Source organism: Cellvibrio sp. UBA7671 (assembly GCA_002483145.1).
GTDB classification, from domain to species: Bacteria; Pseudomonadota; Gammaproteobacteria; order Pseudomonadales; family Cellvibrionaceae; genus Cellvibrio; species Cellvibrio fibrivorans.
The window spans coordinates 279,969-302,994 of record DLHJ01000014.1 but is presented as its reverse complement, the minus strand read 5'-3'; the positions used below and the strand labels follow the sequence as shown (position 1 = coordinate 302,994).

The following is a 23,026-nucleotide window of genomic DNA, read 5'->3' as shown; positions in this document are numbered from 1 at the left end:
AATCTCTGGCCTGACGTGACGACTATGGTGATTGTGCCACCATAGTACATCAGGTTTAGCGAATCAACTCAGCCCATTCCTATCAAAGTTGCAATTCCCAATGCGATAAATAAAACGCAGGCGGCTTTGTGTGCAACACCGAGTGGCAATTTATCCATTAACCATTTTCCTGCAAAAATAACCGGCACGTTTGCCAGCAACATGCCTAGTGTTGTTCCGGCAATAACAGCACAGGTCATCCACATATCTGCATTGTATTTGGCCGCGAGTATGACGGTGGCGATTTGGGTTTTATCGCCAATCTCTGCCAGAAAAAATAACACCAGCGTTGCGACAAAGGGGCCGTAGTTAGCGAAGCGGCCCATGTCGTCATCTTCTTTATCGGGAATTAATAACCAAAGGCCGATAGCAAAAAAACTGCCCGCAATAATCCAGCGAATCCACTCGGCAGGAATCACATCTGCCAACACAGTTCCGAGCCATGCCGAGATTGCATGGTTAACGATGGTGGCGACTAATACACCCAAGCTGATGATGTAGGGGCGGCCATAGCGCGCAGCGAGGAAAAGTGCGAGCAATTGGGTTTTATCACCAATTTCGGCAATGGCGACGGCGAAGGTTGAGCTGAGAAAGGCTTCCATAAAATTTACCAGGGCGGGATGAATAACATGAGATACAACCGCAGTCCCGCCGGGGCCACAGTGGTATCTCAGGTCTCATCAATCCGATGTGTGCTGTAAGCACAACAGAGGACGCTTTTGCCATGCCGTAAATGCGCTCTTGAAGGAAGAGTGCGGCAAGTTTGTTGACAAAAGCGCTCAGCATTTACCGATGCAGGCATCGCAATGCTGGAGCAGATTACTCCCCCGAGAGGGTTCGCGCATTATAAGGATGCATGATTAATGCGACAACCTGAAAATCCCGCGCAAGCCAAATGTTTGACTTATGTTGCGTCTTATTAGTTGTAACTATATGAAAAATAACAACTAAATACTTTGGCATCCAGCTTGCAATTAACCCCTTAAGCAAGCCTTTAACGACAAATATCCGTTGTTTTATTGACGGTTTGATTTTTCGGGCAGGGCAAGAGTTGTGCAACAGGGGTTTTTATGACGCAAGCAGTTTCCAATGTGATCAAGGTCGGCAGCGCGGCTAAAGCGCGAGCTGGCTTACTGGCTGCCAATTCGGATGAGCCTTTGGCGGCACTACCGATGGAGAAGGCGCTCAGTGAAAAAGGCCAGGATCTGAAAAGTGCGTTTGAGCTGTTTAACCAGATGTCTGAACAGCTGGCGGATTCTTATCACCTGTTGGAAAACCGCGTTGCTGAATTAAATGAAGAACTGTCCAGTCTTAGTGACCGCCGCTTGCAGGAGTTGGCAGAAAAAGAAAAATTAGCCAATCGCCTTGAAAGCCTGCTGAATTTTTTACCCGGTGGTGTGGTGGTATTGGATTCCTCCGGGCGCGTGTCTGAATCAAACCCCGCTGCGATTGAATTGCTAGGCGAACCTTTGCAAGGCGAATTGTGGCGCGAAGTGATCGCACGCTGTTTCGCACCGCGTCAGGATGACGGCCACGAAGTGTCATTGCGCGATGGCCGCCTCATTAGTATCCAAACCCGCAACCTGGGTGCTGATGGCCAAATTATTTTACTCACCGACCAAACTGAAACCCGTCGTTTGCAGGGCGAATTAAGTCGTCATGAGCGTTTATCTGCATTAGGCAAAATGATGGGTGCACTCGCACATCAAATCCGCACGCCTTTATCGTCCGCCATGTTATACGCCGGCCATTTGTGCAGCGGCAAGTTGGATGATGCGCGTCGCCAACAATTTTCAGAAAAAATTCTCGGGCGTTTGAATAATATCGAGCGCCAGGTGCAAGACATGCTTTTCTATGTGAAGGGCGAGCTTGCGCTGAACGATGTGATCAGCGTTGCGCAATTGCAGTCTGAATTGGCAGAGGCAATGGAAGTCCCGTTGATGACCAGCGAATCTACCTGCGAATGGATTATCAATTGCCGCGAGCGTTACATCCAATGCAATCGCGATGCATTAATCGGTGCGTTGCTAAATCTGGTCAATAACGCGATTCAAGCTGTAGACCGCAAAGCGGCGCTGCGCATTGAATTCAATCTCTATCCGCAAACCCTGAATGATTCATCACTCAGTGCGCAACTCGCTTCTGAAGAACAGCGTTTGTGGATTCGCGTGTGTGATAAAGGGCCGGGAATGTCTGCCGAGTTGCTCAAATCCGTAGGGGATTTATTTGTCACCACCAAAGCGCAGGGTACTGGCTTGGGGTTAAGTGTAGTGAAAGCCGTTGCGCGTGCGCATCACGGAAAATTTTTATTGCAATCAACAGTAGGCAAAGGGACTTGTGCAAGTCTGCTGTTGCCGTTCGCGAATTTTACATCTTAGGGGAATAATCATGGCGTTAGCATTGCAACAAGCTGATTTTGAAAATGCGATCAAGGTATTGGTTGTTGAAGATGACAACAATCTCCGCGAGGCGTTAACAGACACGCTGCAATTAGCCGATTATTCGGTAATTGCCGTCAGTAGTGGCGAAGAGGCGCTAAAAGAGTTGGCACTTTATGGCGATATCCGCATGATTGTTTCCGATGTCAATATGGGCGCAATGAGCGGCCATGATTTACTGCGCTGTGTGAAGCAAGAATATCCACAAATTCCCATGATGCTGATTACCGCTTATGCCAGCATCGCTGAATCCGTGAATGCGATGAAGCAGGGCGCCGTTGATTATTTGGTAAAACCCTTTGAACCACAAACCCTGGTAGAAACCGTAGCGCGTCACTTGGGCGTAGCACAGATCGAGGGCGACGAACCCGTTGCTATGGCGCAGTCCAGCAAACAATTATTGCAACTTGCCCGCCGTGTCGCGCAATCAGATTCAACCGTATTGGTAGTAGGCGAATCAGGTACCGGTAAAGAAGTGCTCGCACGTTATATTCACGACCATTCATCGCGCCGTAACCAACCGTTTATTGCGATCAACTGCGCTGCTATTCCAGAAAATATGTTGGAAGCCATGTTGTTCGGCCATGAAAAAGGTGCCTACACCGGCGCGCACACCAGCAGCCCCGGTAAATTTGAACAAGCCAACGGCGGCACATTATTGCTCGATGAAATTTCCGAAATGGATATTGGTTTGCAAGCAAAATTATTGCGCGTATTGCAGGAGCGCGAAGTAGAGCGCTTGGGTGGCCGCAAGACAATTAAATTAAATGTGCGTGTGATTGCCACATCCAACCGCAATATGCGCAGCGATGTTGTCGCCGGAAAATTCCGTGAAGACTTGTACTACCGCTTGAGCGTATTGCCACTGCAATGGGCACCGTTGCGCGACCGCGTGGAAGACATTATTCCGCTCGCCGAAAAAATCTTGCAAAAACACGCACAAAAACAAAATCGTCGCGGTGTCAGTCTATCGGCATCTGCACAGCAAATGCTGCTCGCCTATCCGTGGCCGGGTAATGTGCGTGAGCTGGATAATATCATGCAGCGCGCGTTAATTTTGCAGGAAGGCAAATCCATCCAGGCGGATGATTTGGGTTTGGGCGCAAACGGCCCTTACTCACAAAGCCCAGCGCACTACAGCCAAAAACCGAATTTGTTAGAGGCCGCGCAAGCTGTTAATCCAAGCGCGGATTTTGAATCCAACGGCGAATCATCTTTTGCTGCACAAGCCTACGCCCGCGCTAGCCAATTTCCTGTCGGCGGAATCGCTGATAATATCGCGCTGGTCAACAACCAACCTGTGCATCACTCATCGCTAAATAACCCGGCGCTGGGCAATGACCTTAAACAGCGCGAATACGAAATCATCATGAACACCCTGCGCAACGAACGCGGCAGTCGCAAAAATACGGCAGAGCGTTTGGGCATTAGCGCGCGTACCCTGCGCTATAAGATCGCGCGGTTGCGTGAAGAGGGGTATGAGATTACGGAGTAATACGCCCATTTCGTTAATGACCATGAATATGGCTAGCGAAATATTCAGCTGATAAAAACGAATAAAGGCGGTTGAAAAACCGCCTTTATTTTTTTAAATACGCGTCTGCCGTTTAAGATGCATATCAATTCTGTCAACCACATAGGCAATACAATTAGTTGCTCGTTGCGGCAACTTTATGTTGTCTTCTACTTCATCAAGCAACACCTCCAGCAAACACGCTTGGCACCACAACTGATAAACCAAATCTACATCGGTTTTATGCGGCAGAGGCTTGCTGATCACCGTAAGAACTTTGTCCGGCGAATGAATTTCAAGTCGGGATTTGCGGAAAAAATCGAATTGCGTTTGATCAAGTTTAATAACGCAAGCATCGGGGAAGGCGGGGCGAGGGGTTACATTATCCATAATAGAAAATCTCGCAGTTTGAGTTTGCAAACCGCTACCACGGGTGAGATTCCCGGCTGCGGAATTTACCGTAGCGCGGGCAGCTTAGTGGATGAGGGTTGGGGTGTCAACGCAGGCGCGGTAGTGGGTCTAATCCCAGCTGGCGCTAAATGCTGCAATTGTTGATTAGTGCCTCAATTTGATCCACATGTGCGTTTAATAAGGAGCCGGAATAATGGTTATAAGGCAACACTCCAAATAGATTTTTTAATGGGTTATATGGGGCAAGATTCGACATAAAAGTGGCGCCGTACAGAGTACAAATCAAAAGGCAGGTTTACTTTTTGTTGTTTCTTCAGTTTTATAGAAAATCATTCCCCAATGTTTATCAACTGTGAATTTCATCAAGTTTTATACTGACCCGCCGCTTGAAAAAAATATGGTACCTGTATTTAGCAAGTTTGGAATAAATGGGGCCGATTATGTCTAAAAAAAGATGGAGCTTGGCTTTAAAAAATTGGCGCCGTCTCTTTCATGCCAGATTCAAAAAGCTGTGCTTTTGCTAAATTCGATGACAATCGCAGTCGATTTTTTTAGGATCCAGTATTAGTTAACATTGGCGAAAAAATATTGGTACGAGCTTACGGATGGCGCTTTAAAGTTCATTTATTTAAATTCTTTTAAGCTAACCAATTTCGCTGTGATTTTTCGCTCGCAATTTTAATGCTACATCACAGTATTTCCGAATCAATTTCACCCATACTAGTTTGCAGGGCTCGAAATAGACCCGAGCGAGCTGGTAATCCTAACGGACCTCTCACGAGCACGTTCTTAATTAAGGAGACAATTATGCGACCCGTTATCGAATTCTTACTGATTGGTGTATTGATCACGACTTCCGCAGTTGCTAACGAAGTCGAACGTGCTACCCCTCCAGATATTACACACTATTGCACTACGGAGCTTAGTGTTGCTGATAGCGGGTTGTATTACACTGCAACTGTCGGTCTGAACCGACGAGGTCAAGTGCTGGGTTGGGGCTACTTGGGTGAGGGGGTTGAAGTATTTTTGTGGAACCGAAAACATGGATATAAATTTATTGATGAGCTCGCGCACGAGCTAGAAATTCCCGTAAAGGCCGCCGCTTTAAATGATCGAGGGCAGGTCGTCAGCACTCAACCTATAGAACCGGCCGGTGCGTTTCTTCGGGCAGTTATCTGGCAACAGGGCAAAGGTTTAAAATTCTTGGAGCCCGCGCCTGAAGATGACAGCAGTGTTGCAGTCGACATTAATAATCGCGGTGAGGTGGTAGGCGTCAGCGGACCTTACCCGAATGAATCGGCATTGGGTGAACGCTCCGTCATATGGGACCGCCACGCTCGAGTAACCGTCATACCCGAGTTTCCAGACAGCACAGGAAGTAGGCCTTACGCTATGAATGACGCCGGGCAGGTCATTGGTGTCAACAACACACCGGGCGGAGGCCGCGGTTACATTTGGGATCGCAAAAGTGGTCTTCGCGCAATTGATGGGTTGACCAGTGGCGGAGTCGGTTTTCCTTCAAGCATCAACGATCACGGGGATGTCGTGGGTGGCGGCAGCTTTTATAACTACGGTTCGCATGCAATTTTCTGGAGCGAGGAAACGGGGACTGTGGACTTGGGCGACCTGCCCGGCAGCATCGAGAGCAGTTATGCTTCCGACATCAACAACCACCGGCAGATCGTTGGATACGCCACGGGCCAAGGTGGGTCAGCGGCCGTCATCTGGGACTCGCAGTTCCAGATTTACAATCTGAACGAGCTACTAATCCGCGACAAACCTGACGATCAGTATCTGTATATGCTCGGTGCGGCGAAAATTACCGATGCGGGTTGGATAACGGCATCGGGCTTTGATACGCGCGACCGTCAGTATCGCAGTTTCTTGCTCACGCCCGCACGGCGTTCCTTAACAGACAGTTATCAATATTCCTGTGGAAAATGAGAGTCCGGCTGATAACTGGAGGCCAACGTTAAGGTCTTGGGTGTTCACGCGTTGATTTTGTTCCCGTGCACTGGCGCGGGAACACACTCTTCAGGATGAGCCCTTCAATCAAAGTTTCCCCATGTAAAATTTGGGGCTAGTTTACTTACGCGCAGGGATCAAGTTACGGTTAATTATTTTAACGTTTCACGATAAGCTACTGTCTCCTGCCGATTTGACGAAAAGCTTGGCGACCAGCACTGGGTAATATCAAGTCCCCGATTAAACGAAATTGAATTATCTATTCTTAGTAGCTCCGAACTATGTGGGGTGGGCAGCCTGATTCAGGCGGAGAACTTATTTTTAACAATTACTGCTTGCCTGTAACATTTGCAACTGCTGCTCGTGAATGCGCAACGGAAGTTTTAAACACTTATGGCAATGAGAAATACGAAAAAAAATGGGCGGAGCATAAGTTTCACTTAACGCAGTTTCAAGAACTGAGGCGGTTGGTGAAAAAAAGCAAATTCTTATTGATAAACCCCAGTAGTAAATAATTCGGAAAAATGGCGCCTGCATCGCCTTGTTTTTCAAAAAATTCAACTGTTTCTATGTCTGTTTTTGACGAATTCGGAAACCTAGTGAAAGTGAAAATTTATTTTATTTTGGGTAACGGTTTTCGCGCAAAAAATTAGCTTACTAGAACTTTTTTATACTTGTACTCCACAACAAACAACACCCAAGTGCACAAAACCAGATGGTAATAACTAACACAAATAGACTCATTCCTTTCACATTCAAATGCCATTTGCCGGTAGCTATTATGAACAAGCTGATTGTGCCGATTAATAAACCTGCTAATCCTACCCAACGAAAGAGTTTGTTATCGCGAACCAGATTGCCGCTCCAACAGATCACCGCACATAGCCATACAGAGGTTCCTGCATTCGCTAGCACCTTATTCGATTGCATCAATAAGCGCGATTGAAATTCGAAAATTGTTAATTGCTCAGCGGTATTGATCTCTGCTCCCAGCACCATTGCAGGTGCGAGAAAGCCGCTAATCAATGCTGCGCCAGCCATCGCTAATCCGCCTGCTGCAAACAAACCACTTCCGAGCCAAACGATGGGGGTATTTTTTGCGGCACCATAGAGTGTAAATAACCAAACGTAGATGAGTACCACCAAAATTAGCAAGCCGTGCACATGCATAGTCAGCCCAGCAATTTGAGCCATCTGTTCAATTTGGGCTTCAGGTTGCGACGCGCTGATATACGGGTGATGAGCCATACCCGCGTTCGCCAGTATGGATAGGGCAATTAAGCTCCAGCCAATAAGACGGTAATACGAATGTGTTCTTTGTTCGTTTTCGTTTAACACGATGCCTCCAAAGGTAGTTATTTAAATTGAATGCCAGCCTAACAAGCGCATATGGATACTTGGCGGACAATACGATTAGAATGTCCGGCATCTACAACAAAACCTTGGGTAAATTGTGTGACAGAGGAATTTGAAGGAGACAAGCGAGCAGAACGCACAGGGTTAGCGTTGCGCAACGCGTTTTTTGAACTGGTGTTATTACAGCCTTACAGCAAGATAAAAATTGCAGACATCATCGCCAAGGCTGATGTGGGGCGCTCGACGTTTTATGAGCATTATAAAAACAAAGACGATCTACTCTATGCGAGTTTGCGCTGGCCGATGACTGTTTTGGCCTCTGCGATGTTACCCCCGAACAAGGTGTTGGATGTACAAGGGATACTGGAGCATTTTTGGCAGAACAGAAGTTTTGCTCGCCCTATATTGACGGGCACTACACGTAAGCATGTCAGTCGTTGCCTTAGCCAGATACTTGTCGAGCAATTGCAAAACATGTCTTCACCTTCACTTAACCGCTATGTCCCCGTGTCCGCTGTTGCTCAGGCACTGGCCGCAACGCAACTCTCGTTATTGAGCAACTGGCTGACAGGCGTATATTCCACAACACCTGATAAACTTGCTCAACAGTTGATGCTTACCAGTAGAGCGATTGCTGTTCCTTCTGTGTGAGAACATTTAATGGGGAAGGATAAGATTTAATTCAGCTCTGAAGATATGTAGTTCTCTGATTGTTGTGCGTACAGCCGGAAAAGTTTTTCCACTGATTTTTTTAAGGCGCTGTTTAATAGCTCTTCCGGGTTTAAAATTTTGGAAAAATGGGAATAGTTGATGTTTGATCTGATTTTATCTTTACTTGCAAAATTTAAGCTCAAAAAATCTGCAGAGAAGGCGGGGCAGGCGAGCCCATATGCTGCGGTAAAGGTTTGGTTCGATGAAGATTATGCTCATGTACGATGGCCGGAAAAAGAGCCTCAGTCCGTCGCTTGGAGTGAACTAATCGGAGTGGCCGTTGAAACAACTGATCAAGGGCCATTTGTAGAGGATGTGTGGTGGCACCTGGCAACGAAAAATGGTGTTGTAACATATCCGAGTGAAGCTACAGGCGCTGGCGAACTGCTACGACGACTTCAGGAAATTCCATCATTTAATAACGAGCGCTTGATTCAGGCGATGGCATCGACCTCAAATCAGATGTTCTTGCTTTGGGATCATGAGGGTAGACACAAATAAATTGATGCGCAGCTACCGTGTGGTTGCATTATAATTTTTCTGCTTTATTTGGTTTTATTAATAAAGTCGAGCTTAAAACTATCCTTATCTCGGTATCAACTTGAAAAAAGAAAATGCAATACACTGAAGCTGAAGATTTTATTTAAAGAAAGGCGCAGTGAAAGTTGGGGAGGTTTATAGCGAATCGCAGAAAAGAATGTTGCCTAAATTAGAATTTACGGTGGCGACACCCACCTGACAATCACCGGCAAATGAGGTGATTGACGTTTATTGTAGGGGCGCCGCTTGCTGCGCCCAAATTACCGGATAAAAATCTGGGCGCGGCAAGCAGCGCCCCTACATTAAATTGCGCTGGCAATTTAGTGCAAATACTCAAATTCATACTCACAGGTTTCCCGCTGTAATTTTTTCTCTTCCCATTTTTCTTCCAACTTGCGGCGGCATTCCATGTTGCGGCGTATCTGTTGTTTTTTTCCTTTTGAGATCACCACGTCGGCGATGAAACTCGCCATTGCATTTTCGATTAGTTCCAGATCGCTTAGTTGGTTCATGTCGCTCATGAAAAACTCCTTGATGGGGTTGGTGACGGCTTGAGCTTAATCGCGCTGGGTGACAAACCGGTTAAGGATCTGCGACAAATTGATTAATGCTTGCGCAGCTTGGGGCAAGTGATTGCCGGGCGGCAAAGGTTGGCCTGCTTTGTGCAAAATCCCCTGCAATGACAGATTTATAGGCGGCAATGCCAAATTATTGTCACTGTGAGTTGTACAAGTGAAATGGCTGTTTGGGATTGTTTTGAGCTTGTTTGAGAGGGCATACCATGACTGATCGCGTAGATATCAACCGATTATTAGGCGATATGCGTAATTTAAAGGCGCAAACCCAGGCATTTCAGCGCCCGCAGGGCGTTGGTGATACACCGGCCGGTATGCGCAGCCTCGGCGCTTTGCCGGTTGAGGGGACGTCAAAAGTTCCCAGCTTTGGCGATTTAATGACGCAGGCAGTCAACAAAGTGAATGATGTGCAAAAGGCTTCCAGCTCTATGGCGGATGCTTATGAACGCGGTGTTGCCGGTGTAGACATTACCGATGTGATGATCGCCTCGCAAAAAGCCTCAGTGTCGTTTCAGGCGATGGTGCAGGTGCGCAATAAATTAGTGGATGCCTATCGCGATGTGATGAACATGCCAATTTAATGGTTGTGCCTGATGGTTATGTTGCATCACCCAGTGCGATTAAAAATTTGTTTAAGGTGTTGAAATTATGGCTACGTCTGCCGCTTCCGAATCTGAAAATGCACCAGCGCAACCGAAATTGGGTGGCGATTTTTTGGAAGGTTTAAGCAACCTGAATTTGCTGCGCCAAGTCGGTTTGATGATCACCCTCGCGGCCAGTGTTGCGATTGGTTTTGCGATTGTGATGTGGATGCAGGGCGAGGATTACCGCCCGCTGTATGGCCGCATGGATAACCTTGATGCCGCCAATGTGGTGGACGTGCTTGAACAAAACCAAATCAAATTCAAGGTGGACGAAAACAGCGGTGCGATTTTAGTCGCTAGCGAAGATGTGCACATGGCGCGGTTGAAACTCGCTGAGTTCGGTTTGCCTTCCAGCCCGACCCAGGGCTTTGAATTGATGGATAAAGAGCAGCCACTAGGCACCAGCCAATTCGTGGAAAACACCCGTTATCAGCGCAGCATTGAAGGCGAGTTAGCGCGCACCATTACCAGTATTACCAGTATTCGTAACGCGCGCGTGCATTTGGCAATTCCGAAAAAAACCGTATTTGTACGCGATGTAACTAATCCAACGGCATCGGTATTTGTGGAAGTGTTTGCTGGCCGCAGTGTTGAGCCTGCGCAAGTCAAAGCCATTATGAATTTGGTGGCATCCTCAGTGCCTGGAATGAAAATGGCCGATGTGACGGTGGTAGACCAACACGGCAATTTAATTTCCACCGGCGAAGACAGTGCTGATTTGTTGATGGCCGCGAAGCAACACCAATATTCCAAGGAGGTCGAAAACAGCGTAATCAAACGCATAAACGGTATTTTGGAACCGGTGGTTGGCGGTGGTAAATTCCGTGCAGAAGTGAGCGCTGATATCGATTTTACGGCGGTAGAGCAGGCGGCCGAAACCTTTAACCCGGACTTACCGGCAATCCGCTCTGAGCAAACCCTCAATGAAACCCGCCGCGCGGGCGATGTTGCTGCCGGTATTCCTGGCGCCCTAACCAATCAACCACCAGGCACTGCGGAAGCGCCGGAACAAATTGATCCTGCCACTGGCCAGCCAGTTGCTGCTGCGCAACCGACCAATAACCGCGAACAGGCAACTCGTAATTACGAACTGGACCGCACGGTTAGTTACACGAAGCATCAACAGGGAACCCTTAAGCGCCTGACCGTTGCTGTCGTTGTCGATGATAAGGTTGTTAAAAATGCAGACGGTACTGAAACCATGGTGCCCTGGACAGAAAACGAATTGGAACGCTTGTCTATACTGGTACGTGACGCAGTGGGTTTCAGTGCTGTGCGTGGCGATAGCGTCAATGTTTTGAACTCGGCGTTTGCCAATCGCGTGGAGGATCCCAGTGTGATGGTAGACGTACCTTGGTGGGAGCAATGGATTATTCCCAATATTAAATATATCGCCAGTGTGCTGGTTATTCTGTTGATCATATTTGGCTTGCTCCGCCCTATGTTTAAAAGTTTGTCCAAACAAGGTGGCGCGCTGGCAGAACAAGAAGAGGCCCGTCAATTGGCCGCTCTGGAAGCAGCTGGCGCTGGCGGGTTAGATGGCATGTCTGATGAAACTGTCACACTGACCGGCGGCTCGGCGCTGTTATTGCCCAGCCCGGAAGAAGGTTACGAAGCACAACTGAACGCCATTAAAGGTTTGATTGCCGATGACCCGGGCCGTGTGGCTCAGGTAGTGAAACAGTGGATAAATCGCGATGACTGAAGCTAACGATAAAGCGGTCGATAAAGCCAAACTTAAACTGCGCTACGTTGATCAGGCGGCCATTTTATTGATGTCGCTGGGTGAATCGGACGCAGCAGAAATACTCAAGCACATGGGGCCAAAAGAGGTGCAGCGGATTGGTGCTGCAATGACCCAGTTGCAAAATGTGCAGCAATCAGAAGTACATGCTGTGCTCGGTAACTTTTTAGATGAAGTGCGCACGCTCACTGGGCTTGGTGTGGGAGCTGATAATTACATCCGCAAAATGCTGGTCACTGCGCTAGGTGAAGATAAAGCGAATAGTTTGATCGACCGTATTTTGATTGGTGGCAATACCACAGGTCTGGATACGCTCAAATGGATGGAAGCGCGTTCCGTTGCCGATATTATTCGCAACGAACACCCGCAGATTCAGGCGATTGTGATCGCCTATCTGGATTCAGATCAATCCGCAGAAATTTTGGGATATTTCCCCGAGAAAGTTCGCCTCGATATTATGATGCGCGTCGCCTCGCTGGACACCGTACAGCCGAGCGCGTTGCAAGAATTGAACGATATTCTGGAAAAACAATTCTCGGGCAATGCGGCATCGCAAACCAAAGCCATGGGTGGTTACAAAGTGGCGGCGGAAATTATGAACAATCTGGATGGTTCTATTGAAGCCGAATTGATGGAAGGCATCAAAGAAATCGACGAGGATATGGGCAACCAAATCCAGGATCTGATGTTCGTGTTCGAAAACCTCAAAGAGGTGGACGACCGCGGAATCCAGGCGCTGCTGCGCGAAGTGTCCTCGGACGTGTTGGTGGTTGCACTTAAAGGTGCAGACGACGAACTCAAAGAAAAAATCTTCAAAAATATGTCCAAGCGTGCCGCCGAATTGTTGCGCGACGATTTGGAAACCAAACCCCCAATGCGTTTGGCCGATGTGGAAGCCGCGCAAAAAGAAATCCTTATTACCGCGCGCCGTATGGCCGATGCTGGCGAAATTATGTTGGGCGGCGGTGGCGACCAAATGGTTTAAGTACGGGGTCGTTGAAAAATACATTTCTCATCATAGAAGTACATTTCTCGTCATAGCAGTACATTGCTCGTCATACCCGCGAACGCGGGTATCCAAATTGAGATAGAGCGTCCATGTCGGATAACAGTTTGCTAAATCGTATTCCCGCTGAAGTGGTCGAAAATGCCACGACTTGGGTAATTCCCCCGATTACGGAACACGGCAAAATTTTGTCGTCGGCAGAAAAAGAAGCACGTGAACGACGTGAGCGGTTGTTGCGCCGCGAAAAAGAAACGATTGAAACCGTTGAAATCCCCGAGCCGGAAGCGCCACCACAATTAGGCATGACCGCCGAGGAGATGCAGGCGATTTTTGACACTGCAGAAAAAGACGGTTTTGAGCAGGGGCATAAGGAAGGTTTTACTAAAGGCAATTCCGAGGGTTATGAAGCCGGGCGCCAGCAGGGACTAATGGAAATGCGCGCGCAGTTGGTTGCCGAGCAGCAGCGTTTTCAAAAATTGGCCAATGCATTGCTCGAACCCATCAACGCACAAGATACCGATGTAGAACATTTATTACTGGATGTGATTTGCACGCTCACCCAAAGTGTGGTGCAGCGCGAATTACTGACGGATTCCTCCCATATTGTCGGTTTAGTAAGAAATGCGGTGGATGCATTGCCTATTGGCAGTAAAAATATCCGTGTTTGTTTAAATCCCGACGATCTCGCCGCTGTTGAAACCTATGCTGCAGAACAGCAATTAGCCTGGAGTTTTTTTGGCGATGGGGAATTGTTGCCCGGTGGTTGCCGAATTGAAACTCCGGAAAGCCGCGTGGATTTTTCTGTGTCATCGCGTTTGCAAACCGTGTTGGAACAATTTATTTCCAAGCAGTTAGCGAGTGGAGACAGAGACGATGACGAAGGTGATGATGCGTTTGCTCACGGAAATATGTTGCATAAAGCGGAACTGGAGAACGAGAAAGAACGTGAAAAAAAATCTGACCTGAAACCTGATCAACAGGATGAGGTGTAAGCATGTCAGAACGTCAATCTATTGGTTCTCGTTTACGCACTTACGCACCGCGTAAGTTAGTTGTGGTGGAACCTCAGGCAGAAGGGCGTATTACCCGTTCAGTCGGATTGACTCTTGAAGCAGTGGGTTTGAATGTATCTGTCGGCCGCCAGTGTGAAATTATCAATAGTGACAACCGCCGTATTGAAGCAGAAGTGGTTGGTTTTTCTGGCGATAAAGTTTTTTTAATGCCGATTAAACGCGTTGAAGGTTTGCAGCCAGGTGCGCGCGTCGTGCCCATTGCCACCCAAATGGGGATGCGGGTTGGCCCGCATTTGTTAGGCCGTGTTGTGAATGGCATCGGCCAACCGTTGGATGGTAAAGGCCCACTCGTTGGCGATGAATTCCTCGATTTCACTCCGCACGAAATTAATCCCTTGCAGCGTCATCCCATCAGCGAGCCCTTGGATGTAGGTGTGCGTGCAATCAATGCACTGATTACCGTTGGGCGTGGCCAGCGTCTGGGTTTAATGGCCGGTTCCGGTGTGGGTAAAAGTGTGCTCCTGGGAATGATGACCCGCTTTACGACAGCAGACGTAGTTGTTGTGGGGTTGGTAGGCGAGCGTGGCCGTGAAGTAAAAGAATTTATTGATCACATCCTCGGTGAGGAAGGTTTGCGCCGCGCGGTTGTGGTTGCATCACCCGCCGACGATGCTCCTTTAATGCGGTTGCGCGCATCGCAGTTGTCTAGCCGCATCGCTGAATATTATCGCGACCAGGGATTAAACGTGCTTTTGCTAATGGATTCATTAACGCGCTTTGCGCAGGCGCAGCGTGAAATTGCACTGGCAATTGGCGAGCCGCCCGCTACTAAAGGATATCCGCCCTCGGTGTTTGCGAAAATTCCACAGTTAGTCGAACGCGCCGGTAATGCGGCAGAAGGTGAGGGTTCAATTACTGCTTTTTATACCGTATTGACGGAAGGTGATGATTTGCAAGACCCGATTGCCGATTCGGCGCGCGCAATTCTTGATGGCCATGTGGTGCTATCGCGGCGCTTGGCGGAGGAGGGCGTTTACCCCGCAATTGATGTCGAGGCATCGATTAGCCGGGCTATGCAAAATATCGTTGATGACGACCATTTGAAAATGATGCAACGGTTTAAACAACTGTTGGCGCGCTATCAACAGAACCGCGATTTAATTGCCATTGGTGCTTACACACCGGGAGCTGATCCGGAAACTGATGCGGCTATCGAACGCTTCCCGCACTTGCGCGCGTTCATCCAGCAGGGGATCAAGCAGGGGGTGCGTCTGCCGGAGTCTATCGCGAATCTAAAAGTGTTACTCAAGCCACCCGCCAATAGCAAAGCTAACAGCCCGCTGGCGCAGCAACATCGGCAACGATAAAAAACCAATCGCCAATAAAAAAACAAAAGGTAAATTAACTTGGGTTATCTAGCAGCGAGCCCCTGTCATGGCTGAATCCCGCGCTAAACGTATGCAGGTGGTGCTGACATTGGCTGTGCGTCAGGAGGATGAAGCAGCCAAAAAACTCAGCCAGTTTCGCGAACAGCTTGCACAGGAGGAAATGCAACTGGCGGATTTGCGTGAGTATGCCACCCAGTATCTGCATGCGCAGGGGGAGTTGCGCGAGGGTGTTCTTGCCCACGAGTTGATCAATTACAGTACGTTCATCAATCGTCTCAATGAAGCCTGCCGTGAGCAAGAAGCCAAAGTACAGCGTTACAAAGCGATACTTGAATCCTTGCAGCAACAATGGCGCGTTAAACATCAAAAACGAAAATCTATTGAGGATTTAATCACTCGCTTGCAGCAGGAAGATAATCTTCTGCTCGATAAACGCTTGCAGAAAGAAATGGATGAATTAAGCTCGCAGCAGTTACGGCGGCAGTCGGACAACGGCCAATAACCCGGACCCGCAACGCAATAGTTATTGTAAATTGGCCATTTAGAGCAGTTTTATCGCTTACTGGTTATATTGTGTAAGTCCCCAGCAACTATAGTTTTATAGGCTATCCTTAGGTTGTGCTGGTGCAGGGTAGTGGGTTACTTCCTGCCGACTCGTATCAGGAATGTTCAGAGTTTTTTGATGAGGTAAGACATGGCGATCACGTCAACAGTTTCCCCTGATGGCAATCAAGTCACTATTTATATCCAGGGCCGTTTCGATTTTAGTTCCCACCAGGAGTTTCGCGGAGCGTATGAAAAGCTCGCCCAAGCTCCCATTCATTACCGTGTCGATTTGCAGGGTACTTCTTATCTGGATAGTTCGGCCTTAGGCATGTTATTGCTGTTGCGTGATTATGCGGGCGGCGAACAATCCAATATCCAGATTGTGAATTGTGCACCGGATGTGAAAAAGATTTTATTAATTTCCAATTTTGAGCAATTATTTGATATCCAATAGGTGGCCATGCATGCCCAAATTGCGTGTTGAGTGATGTATGGAAGCGATTTTATGAATGATGTCCGGCGTTTAAAAATTTTGGTTGCCGATGATACAGACACTGACAGGCTCATCCTTGAAAGTATTGTTCGCAAAGAAGGCCATCACGTTGTTTCCGCTTGTAACGGGCTTGAAGCGATTCAGGTCTACTCCGCTGAAAAACCCGATATTGTGTTGCTCGATGCGCTCATGCCAGAACTTGATGGTTTTGGTGCGGCGCGCAAAATCAAAGAGCTTGCGGGCGATGAATTAGTCCCTATTATATTTCTCACCTCCCTTTCCGATACTGAATCCCTGGTGCAGTGCCTGGATGCTGGTGGCGATGATTTTCTCTCCAAACCTTACAACCGCATTATCCTGCAAGCCAAAATAAAATCCTTCAACCGTATGCGCGAGATGCACAGCACAATGCTGACGCAGCGCAACCAAATCGTGCAGTACAACAATCGTTTATTGCAGGAACAAACCGTTGCAAAACACGTGTTTGACAATGTCGCACACAGCGGTTGCTTGAATGCCAGTAATGTCCGTTATTTTTTATCGTCGCTTGCGGTATTTAACGGCGATGTATTGGTCGCCGCTATGCGTCCTAATGGCAGCATGATGGTGTTGCTTGGCGATTTTACTGGCCATGGTCTGCCCGCTGCAATTGGCGCTATGCCTTTGGCATCTACTTTTTACGGTATGGTGTCGAAAGGCTTTTCCATGACCGATATCTTGCGTGAAATAAATGGCAAATTAAAAAATATTTTACCGGTAGGGATTTTTTGTTGCGCCACCATGATGGATATCAATTTCCGCAAAAAACGTTTGAAAATCTGGAATGGTGGTTTGCCCGATTGTTTTGTATATCACCATCAAGAGGGCAATATCACCCCAGTTAAATCAACCCATTTGCCGCTCGGTGTGTTATCCAATCGCGCCTTTAAAGATAATTGTGAATATTTTGAATTACAGAAGGAGGACCGGATTTTTGTCTGGTCGGATGGAATTCATGAGGCGCGCAATGCAGATGGTGATATGTTTGGTGAAGAGCGCTTGAAGGCGGTATTTAGTCGCAACAGCAACCCCGAACTTTTATTTAACGACATCATTGAAAGTGTGCAGCAATTTGTTGGCAGTGGTGAAAAAGATGATGATTTATCCTTGCTTGAGATTCGCATGGATGAACCTGCACGGGTGAATAGTTTCGCTAAAGAAGCTAGCGACAAATTTGGCAACTCGGAAATTGAATGGACCATGGGGTTTGAAGTCAAACCCACTAGCTTCAAAGTATTTGATCCACTGCCGATGCTGCTAAATGTTCTGATGGAGGTGCCCAGCTTGCGCGCGTTTAGCAGCACGCTTTACACCATTCTCGCCGAGCTATACACCAATGCCCTTGAGCATGGCGTATTAAAACTGGATTCTGAACTCAAAAAAACACCGGATGGTTTTTCCGATTATTATGAGTTGCGCGAGCAGCGAATTAATCAAGTCACTGAAGGGTTTGTGCGCATTAATATCTCCCACAAGACCAATGAGAATGGCGGGCTATTAAAAGTGCGCATTGAAGACAGTGGTGACGGCTTTGATCATCAGCAGCGTTCTACCGACAATCTGACGTCATTCGGTTATAGCGGGCGCGGTATTGCGCTGGTGGAGAAACTTTGTGGTACCGTTACCTATCTGGGATGCGGTAATATCGTCGAAGTCGCTTTTTCATGGGTGAGCGATGATTGATTCATGTTGATGAATTAACCCTGAGCATTCCCCCATACGAATGAGATGCAGCCCAATGGAACATCTGGACTACGACACCTTAAATACGCTCAAGCAAGTCATGGAGGATGATTTTGCGTTGCTGATAGATACCTTTGTACAAGATTCCACCGACCGTATCAGCACCTTACGCGAGGTTATCCAGGGTACCGATGCCGATTTGATCCGCCGTGCAGCCCATAGCTTTAAGGGGAGTAGCAGCAACATTGGCGCTCCACATTTGTCGTCATTGTGTGCTGCATTGGAAAAAAAGGCCTTGGAAAAGCGACTGGAAGCCTTGGACGTTGACCTCGATTCCATCGAAAGAGAGTTTGCCCAAGTTATGGTTCTGTTGCGTTCTCTGCCCTGATTAGCGATTTATTCTTACCCATTTCACCTTTCCTCATCCTGCCTTATTCATCGGCAACTATCCCGACCCGGGGTGGGGCTGTCACCGCGAATTGGCACCTGCTTTGCAAAGTATCTACTGAACCGAATTGTTGGCTGATCGAGCGGCAAACCCTTGCCGTGATCAAGAGCAGGAGCAGCAGATGAACAATGGCAATCTTTTAAATAGTTTATTGGGCATAACCAATGCAAACCCGGTGGTGACTAAAGCATCTGCCGCCAAAGCGCGTGCCGAATCGACTGAAAAATTCCAGCAGGCACTTGAGCAAGTGCGGCCAGAGGTTGCCGCCCGCAAACCGGTTGCGCGCAAAGAAAATCCGCCCGCTGAGCCTGCGGCTGCGCGCGAAGCCTCAAAACCTGCAGCCCAGCGCAATTCAGTGCAAGAAACACGCAAGACGGATACACCGTCTAAAGCGCGCGACCATGCGCAAGATGTTGCTAGTAAACCGGTAGAGAAATCAGAGACGGTAGTTCGCGATACAAGTGTGGATGAACCTGTGATGGATAATCAAACTGAAGAGCAATCTGCCGACGGCCAACCGCAAACACAGGCAGGAACTACTCACACCGGTGAGGGGCAGGATCAATCGGCCGATGAAGTGCCTGTTGCGCTCGATAATTTTTTGTTGATTACTCACGGCTCATCAGGCGAGGGCAAGGTTGATGAGATGTTGGCGTCGCCTGAAAATTTGTTCAATGCCGCGAACCCGCAGCCGTTGCTTGCAGATGAATCGCTAAATGATGGCGATATCGATTTATCATCAGATAACTCTGTGCTTGATCAAGGCGTGTTGGCAATACAACCATCTGTTATGCCTGTAGCGCCGGAAGCTTCCATATTGCCAGGGCTAGCATTAGGCACATCAGTCAATAATCAACCACCCTTAGCCGTAACTCCCCAGGTTACACCGGGTCAAGTTGCTGGACCCACCATCACAAGTGCTGCTGTAGATGCACAGCCTGCCGCTCTGCTAGCTGTGGGAGGAACCTCGTCAAACTTGGTGAGTGAACTGGACTTGGATGGTGCGGAGGGTGAAATCGATGTATTGACCGGCGATAGCTCCGCTACTGAATCCGGAGAAAACCCGGATTTTCTGCTGCTTAACTCCAAAGCTGCGCTGAATAAATTGGCCGAAACCACCATGACTGCAGCGACGCTCGATAAAGCAGCTCCCGCCGCTGATTTGGCAAAACCCGCAGCGGTGAGCGCGGCAGTTGAAACATTGACACGATTAGCTGATGCACAATCACCTGCTGCGCGCGCGTTTGTTGTTCAAACGGGAGTTCCAGTAACAGTCGGTACGCCCCAATGGAGTCAAGCAGTGGGCGATAAAGTCCTATGGCTTGCAGCACAAAATGTGAGCTCTGCTGAAATACGCCTCGATCCGCCCGAGCTGGGCCCTATGCAAGTCAGGGTGAGCGTTAATCAGGACCAAGCCAGCGTTACTTTCACCAGCCCACATCCAGCGGTGCGCGAAGCTCTGGATCAGCAATTGAATCGCCTGCGCGAAATGTTCTCCGAGCAGGGATTAAATCTGGTGAATGTGGATGTATCCGACAAATCCTTTGCCCAACACGAGCGAGAAAAGGAGGAGTCAACTAAAAATTCAGGTAATGCCGGGTTGGATGAAGAGGAGTTGGCGCCGGTGGCCATCACCCAAGCTGTTTCAATGCGTCTGGTTGATCATTACGCATAGATTTAATCTGTTCCTCATTAATTAAGCTAAGCTTTTTTGCCGGGAACCTGATCAGATTGATCAGGTTCTCTACACCTTTGTTTTGCATCAGATTTTTTTCTTCATTCTAAACACCTTTCTCACGCTTGCCCTCGCAAACCCTCTATCCGCTGCTAAGCTTTCAAAGGCGATACTGGCATAGGTATTGCTCAAACCCTCTTAGACTTTGAAAGTGACGGAGTTTTGACATGGCGGCAGCCCCCAAAGCAAAAACTGATGCAGGCAACGCTGATGCAGCTGCAGATGCAAAAAAGAAAAAAAAGAAATTGTTGTTAATCATTGGTCTGGCGGTGGCGCTGATCGCAATTTCCATCGGCGGTACTATTGTGGCGTTAAAATTTTTAGCACCAGCACCACCCGAGGGTGAGGTTGCAGAAGAAGAGCAGGCAGAATCGACTTTAGCGCCAGCGCTCTATTATGAAATGACCCCTAACTTTACGATTAATTTCAATGTGAATGGCCGCCAGCGTTATCTACAGGCGGCAATTACCTTGTTGTATCGCGATCCTTTGCTGGAGGAGCTATTAAAGTTACATATGCCGGCAATTCGCAACGGTTTGGTCATGCTATTAAGTGCCAAAAACTTTGAAGAGTTACAGACCAACGAAGGGAAAGAAATTTTACGGAAAGAAGCGCTGGAAATTATTCGTAGCCAATTGCAAAAAGAACAAGAGGCACTGGTTACCAGTGGCAAAAGCGAGGAGGTTTCCCCCTCGAATGTCGAACAAGTGTTGTTTACCAACTTTGTAATGCAATAAGGAAACCGCTGTGCAAGATTTACTCTCGCAAGACGAAATTGACGCGCTCCTCCATGGCGTTGATGACGGTGACATAGATACCGAGGGCGATGCTGAACCCGGCACGGTAAGAAACTATGACCTCACCAGCCAGGATCGTATTGTGCGTGGGCGCATGCCCACGCTCGAAATGATCAATGAACGTTTTGCCCGCTACACCCGCATCAGTATGTTTAACTTATTGCGTAGAACTGCCGATGTTTCTGTTGGTGGTGTGCAAATCCAAAAATTTGGCGAGTATGTTCATACGCTTTACGTGCCTACCAGTTTGAATATGGTGAAGTTTCGACCTTTGCGTGGTACGGCATTAATTATTCTCGATGCGCGGTTGGTTTTTAAATTAGTGGATAACTTTTTTGGGGGCGATGGCCGCCACGCAAAAATTGAAGGCCGCGAATTTACCCCGACTGAATTGCGCGTTGTGCAGATGGTATTAAATCAGGCATTTATCGATTTAACCGAGGCCTGGAAAGCGGTTTTCCCCATCAATTTTGAATATGTCCATTCAGAAGTTAATCCCTCGCTTGCCAACATTGTGAGCCCCAGTGAAGTTGTAGTGGTGAGTACATTCCATATTGAATTGGACGGCGGCGGTGGTGAAATGCATATCACCGTTCCCTATTCAATGATTGAGCCGATTCGTGAAGTGCTCGACGCTGGTTTACAAAGTGATAGCGACGAGCACGATGAGCGTTGGGAAAAGGCCTTGCGCGAGGATGTGCTTTCGGCAAGTGTGGATTTGGAATGCGATATTGTGCGGCGCGACATTACCCTACGCGATATTGTTGATTTAAAAGCGGGCGATATTATTCCCATTGAATTCCCGGATTACCATGTGTTGACCGCCAATGGTGTTCCCATGTTCAGGACCCAGTTAGGTCAAACCAATGGTTTTCTCAGTTTGAAAATTCGCGAATTTATTGACCGTCGCAGTGCTTACAATATAACCGGTACTAAAGGCGATAGTACAAAAACGGATGAAACAACTAACGCTAAAGATGAACGCGTGACTGCAACTAAAGGTGGAAAAAATGGCAAGTGATGATGTTGATCAAGACTCAATGGCCGATGATTGGGCTGCCGCTATGGCAGAGCAGGCTGATGTTGATGAAGCCATGGCCAGCACAGTGTCGTTTGATGAATTAAAAAGTGATGTGCTTAAACAACCGCCGGGCAGCCCGGATTTGGATGTGATTCTGGATATTCCAGTTTCCATCTCCATGGAGGTAGGGCGCACTTCGATTACGATTCGCAATTTATTGCAACTTAACCAAGGCTCGGTAATTGAATTGGATCGTCTTGCAGGCGAGCCGTTGGATGTATTGGTCAATGGTACATTGATCGCCCACGGTGAAGTGGTGGTGGTCAATGAAAAATTCGGTATTCGTATGACCGATGTTATTAGCCCTGCGGAACGCATTAAAAAATTGCGTTAGGAATAAAAGAATGACCCTCGTCTTGTTAACAACAATCCTCTTCTCATCGAGGAACTGGCTCTCCGTTGCAGGACGAGGTTTTTGGGTATTGTTGTTGGTGTTCTTCACCGAGCTCAGTTATGCACAGGCTACGGTTCCCACTGCGCAAATTGGCAGTGGCCGTCACTTGGTAAATGTGACGCTAGCGTTGATGGGTATTATCGGTTTAATTTTTGCGATTTCCTGGTTCGTAAAACGTTTTAGCCAAGGGACTTTTTCAGCTAACGCCCATATTAAAATTTTGTCAGCTATGCCTTTGGGCACGCGCGAACGCATAGTGCTGATTGAGGCGGGTGGGCAGCAATTATTATTGGGTATTACTTCAACTAATATTAATACCCTGCATGTATTTGAAACGCCTATTGTGGTGGATGATAAAACCGAAAATCCATCTGACTTTAGCCGTAAGTTAATGGCGATCCTGCAGCAAAAGTCATCGCTAACCTCCGCGCAAGATTCCAATAATAAAAACAATTCTGCTCCCTAGG

General features: G+C 47.9%; 23 protein-coding genes. 19 read left to right on the top strand and 4 right to left on the bottom strand.

Features of this window, described 5'->3' with window-relative positions; translation table 11 throughout:
* Positions 1-68: 68 nt before the first annotated feature.
* Positions 69-641, bottom strand: a complete 573-nt coding sequence (locus tag B4E62_RS13095; RefSeq protein ID WP_331352355.1) for a TMEM165/GDT1 family protein — start codon at positions 639-641, stop codon at positions 69-71.
* Between the two features lie 468 nt (positions 642-1,109).
* Between B4E62_RS13095 and B4E62_RS13090 the strand changes: the two genes are divergently transcribed.
* Positions 1,110-2,417 carry a sensor histidine kinase gene (locus B4E62_RS13090; RefSeq protein WP_331352354.1) on the top strand — a complete coding sequence of 436 codons (1,308 nt, stop codon included), beginning with the start codon at positions 1,110-1,112 and terminating at the stop codon, positions 2,415-2,417.
* A gap of 10 nt (positions 2,418-2,427) precedes the next feature.
* The gene (locus B4E62_RS13085) at positions 2,428-3,972 is read left to right on the top strand and encodes a sigma-54 dependent transcriptional regulator (RefSeq protein ID WP_331352353.1); all 1,545 of its coding nucleotides are present in this window, start codon (positions 2,428-2,430) and stop codon (positions 3,970-3,972) included.
* A 93-nt stretch (positions 3,973-4,065) separates the two neighbouring features.
* Here B4E62_RS13085 and B4E62_RS13080 read toward each other — a convergent pair whose 3' ends face one another.
* Positions 4,066-4,410: a hypothetical protein gene (locus B4E62_RS13080; protein WP_331352352.1), complete on the bottom strand. Its 345-nt coding sequence runs from the start codon at positions 4,408-4,410 to the stop codon at positions 4,066-4,068.
* A 798-nt stretch (positions 4,411-5,208) separates the two neighbouring features.
* On the opposite strand from B4E62_RS13080, the gene B4E62_RS13075 reads away from it, so the two are divergent.
* Positions 5,209-6,345: a hypothetical protein gene (locus B4E62_RS13075; RefSeq protein ID WP_331352351.1), complete on the top strand. Its 1,137-nt coding sequence runs from the start codon at positions 5,209-5,211 to the stop codon at positions 6,343-6,345.
* 678 nt (positions 6,346-7,023) lie between these two features.
* Here the strand turns inward: B4E62_RS13075 and B4E62_RS13070 are convergent.
* Positions 7,024-7,704 carry a hypothetical protein gene (locus B4E62_RS13070; protein WP_331352350.1) on the bottom strand — a complete coding sequence of 227 codons (681 nt, stop codon included), beginning with the start codon at positions 7,702-7,704 and terminating at the stop codon, positions 7,024-7,026.
* Between the two features lie 117 nt (positions 7,705-7,821).
* On the opposite strand from B4E62_RS13070, the gene B4E62_RS13065 reads away from it, so the two are divergent.
* Positions 7,822-8,373 carry a TetR/AcrR family transcriptional regulator gene (locus B4E62_RS13065; protein WP_331352349.1) on the top strand — a complete coding sequence of 184 codons (552 nt, stop codon included), beginning with the start codon at positions 7,822-7,824 and terminating at the stop codon, positions 8,371-8,373.
* Positions 8,374-8,532: 159 nt separating this feature from the next.
* A complete protein-coding gene (locus tag B4E62_RS13060) occupies positions 8,533-8,934 on the top strand; it encodes a hypothetical protein (RefSeq protein WP_331352348.1) in 402 nt (133 codons plus the stop codon).
* A 359-nt stretch (positions 8,935-9,293) separates the two neighbouring features.
* Here B4E62_RS13060 and B4E62_RS13055 read toward each other — a convergent pair whose 3' ends face one another.
* Positions 9,294-9,494 carry a PA3496 family putative envelope integrity protein gene (locus B4E62_RS13055; RefSeq protein WP_310070698.1) on the bottom strand — a complete coding sequence of 67 codons (201 nt, stop codon included), beginning with the start codon at positions 9,492-9,494 and terminating at the stop codon, positions 9,294-9,296.
* Between the two features lie 260 nt (positions 9,495-9,754).
* Here B4E62_RS13055 and fliE point away from each other — a divergent pair, with 260 nt between their 5' ends.
* From fliE to fliO, 14 genes are all read left to right on the top strand, one after another.
* Positions 9,755-10,129 (top strand): flagellar hook-basal body complex protein FliE, encoded by a 375-nt coding sequence (gene fliE / locus B4E62_RS13050; protein ID WP_310070700.1) that lies wholly within the window; start codon positions 9,755-9,757, stop codon positions 10,127-10,129.
* Positions 10,130-10,196: 67 nt separating this feature from the next.
* Positions 10,197-11,897, top strand: a complete 1,701-nt coding sequence (fliF, locus tag B4E62_RS13045; protein WP_310070701.1) for a flagellar basal-body MS-ring/collar protein FliF — start codon at positions 10,197-10,199, stop codon at positions 11,895-11,897.
* The gene (gene fliG, locus B4E62_RS13040; protein ID WP_310070702.1) at positions 11,890-12,921 is read left to right on the top strand and encodes a flagellar motor switch protein FliG; all 1,032 of its coding nucleotides are present in this window, start codon (positions 11,890-11,892) and stop codon (positions 12,919-12,921) included. The genes fliF and fliG overlap by 8 nt, the downstream gene beginning before the upstream one ends.
* 113 nt (positions 12,922-13,034) lie before the next feature.
* Positions 13,035-13,934 (top strand): flagellar assembly protein FliH, encoded by a 900-nt coding sequence (locus B4E62_RS13035; protein WP_331352347.1) that lies wholly within the window; start codon positions 13,035-13,037, stop codon positions 13,932-13,934.
* Between the two features lie 2 nt (positions 13,935-13,936).
* Positions 13,937-15,322 (top strand): flagellar protein export ATPase FliI, encoded by a 1,386-nt coding sequence (fliI, locus tag B4E62_RS13030; protein ID WP_310070705.1) that lies wholly within the window; start codon positions 13,937-13,939, stop codon positions 15,320-15,322.
* 67 nt (positions 15,323-15,389) lie between these two features.
* Positions 15,390-15,845 (top strand): flagellar export protein FliJ, encoded by a 456-nt coding sequence (fliJ, locus tag B4E62_RS13025; RefSeq protein WP_310070707.1) that lies wholly within the window; start codon positions 15,390-15,392, stop codon positions 15,843-15,845.
* Positions 15,846-16,037: 192 nt separating this feature from the next.
* Positions 16,038-16,343: an STAS domain-containing protein gene (locus tag B4E62_RS13020; RefSeq protein WP_310070709.1), complete on the top strand. Its 306-nt coding sequence runs from the start codon at positions 16,038-16,040 to the stop codon at positions 16,341-16,343.
* 51 nt (positions 16,344-16,394) lie between these two features.
* Positions 16,395-18,104, top strand: coding sequence for a fused response regulator/phosphatase (locus B4E62_RS13015; protein ID WP_310070712.1), 1,710 nt, complete (start codon positions 16,395-16,397; stop codon positions 18,102-18,104).
* 55 nt (positions 18,105-18,159) lie between these two features.
* Positions 18,160-18,492, top strand: coding sequence for an Hpt domain-containing protein (locus B4E62_RS13010; RefSeq protein WP_310070714.1), 333 nt, complete (start codon positions 18,160-18,162; stop codon positions 18,490-18,492).
* 181 nt (positions 18,493-18,673) lie between these two features.
* Positions 18,674-20,227 carry a flagellar hook-length control protein FliK gene (locus tag B4E62_RS13005; RefSeq protein ID WP_331352346.1) on the top strand — a complete coding sequence of 518 codons (1,554 nt, stop codon included), beginning with the start codon at positions 18,674-18,676 and terminating at the stop codon, positions 20,225-20,227.
* 227 nt (positions 20,228-20,454) lie between these two features.
* Positions 20,455-21,024, top strand: a complete 570-nt coding sequence (locus B4E62_RS13000; RefSeq protein ID WP_310070720.1) for a flagellar basal body-associated FliL family protein — start codon at positions 20,455-20,457, stop codon at positions 21,022-21,024.
* Positions 21,025-21,034: 10 nt separating this feature from the next.
* A complete protein-coding gene (gene fliM, locus B4E62_RS12995; RefSeq protein ID WP_310070723.1) occupies positions 21,035-22,105 on the top strand; it encodes a flagellar motor switch protein FliM in 1,071 nt (356 codons plus the stop codon).
* The gene (gene fliN / locus B4E62_RS12990) at positions 22,095-22,499 is read left to right on the top strand and encodes a flagellar motor switch protein FliN (RefSeq protein ID WP_310070726.1); all 405 of its coding nucleotides are present in this window, start codon (positions 22,095-22,097) and stop codon (positions 22,497-22,499) included. The genes fliM and fliN overlap by 11 nt, the downstream gene beginning before the upstream one ends.
* Before the next feature lie 10 nt (positions 22,500-22,509).
* On the top strand, positions 22,510-23,025 hold the full coding sequence (gene fliO, locus B4E62_RS12985) for a flagellar biosynthetic protein FliO (RefSeq protein ID WP_331352345.1): 516 nt from the start codon (positions 22,510-22,512) through the stop codon (positions 23,023-23,025).
* Position 23,026: the final 1 nt, after the last annotated feature.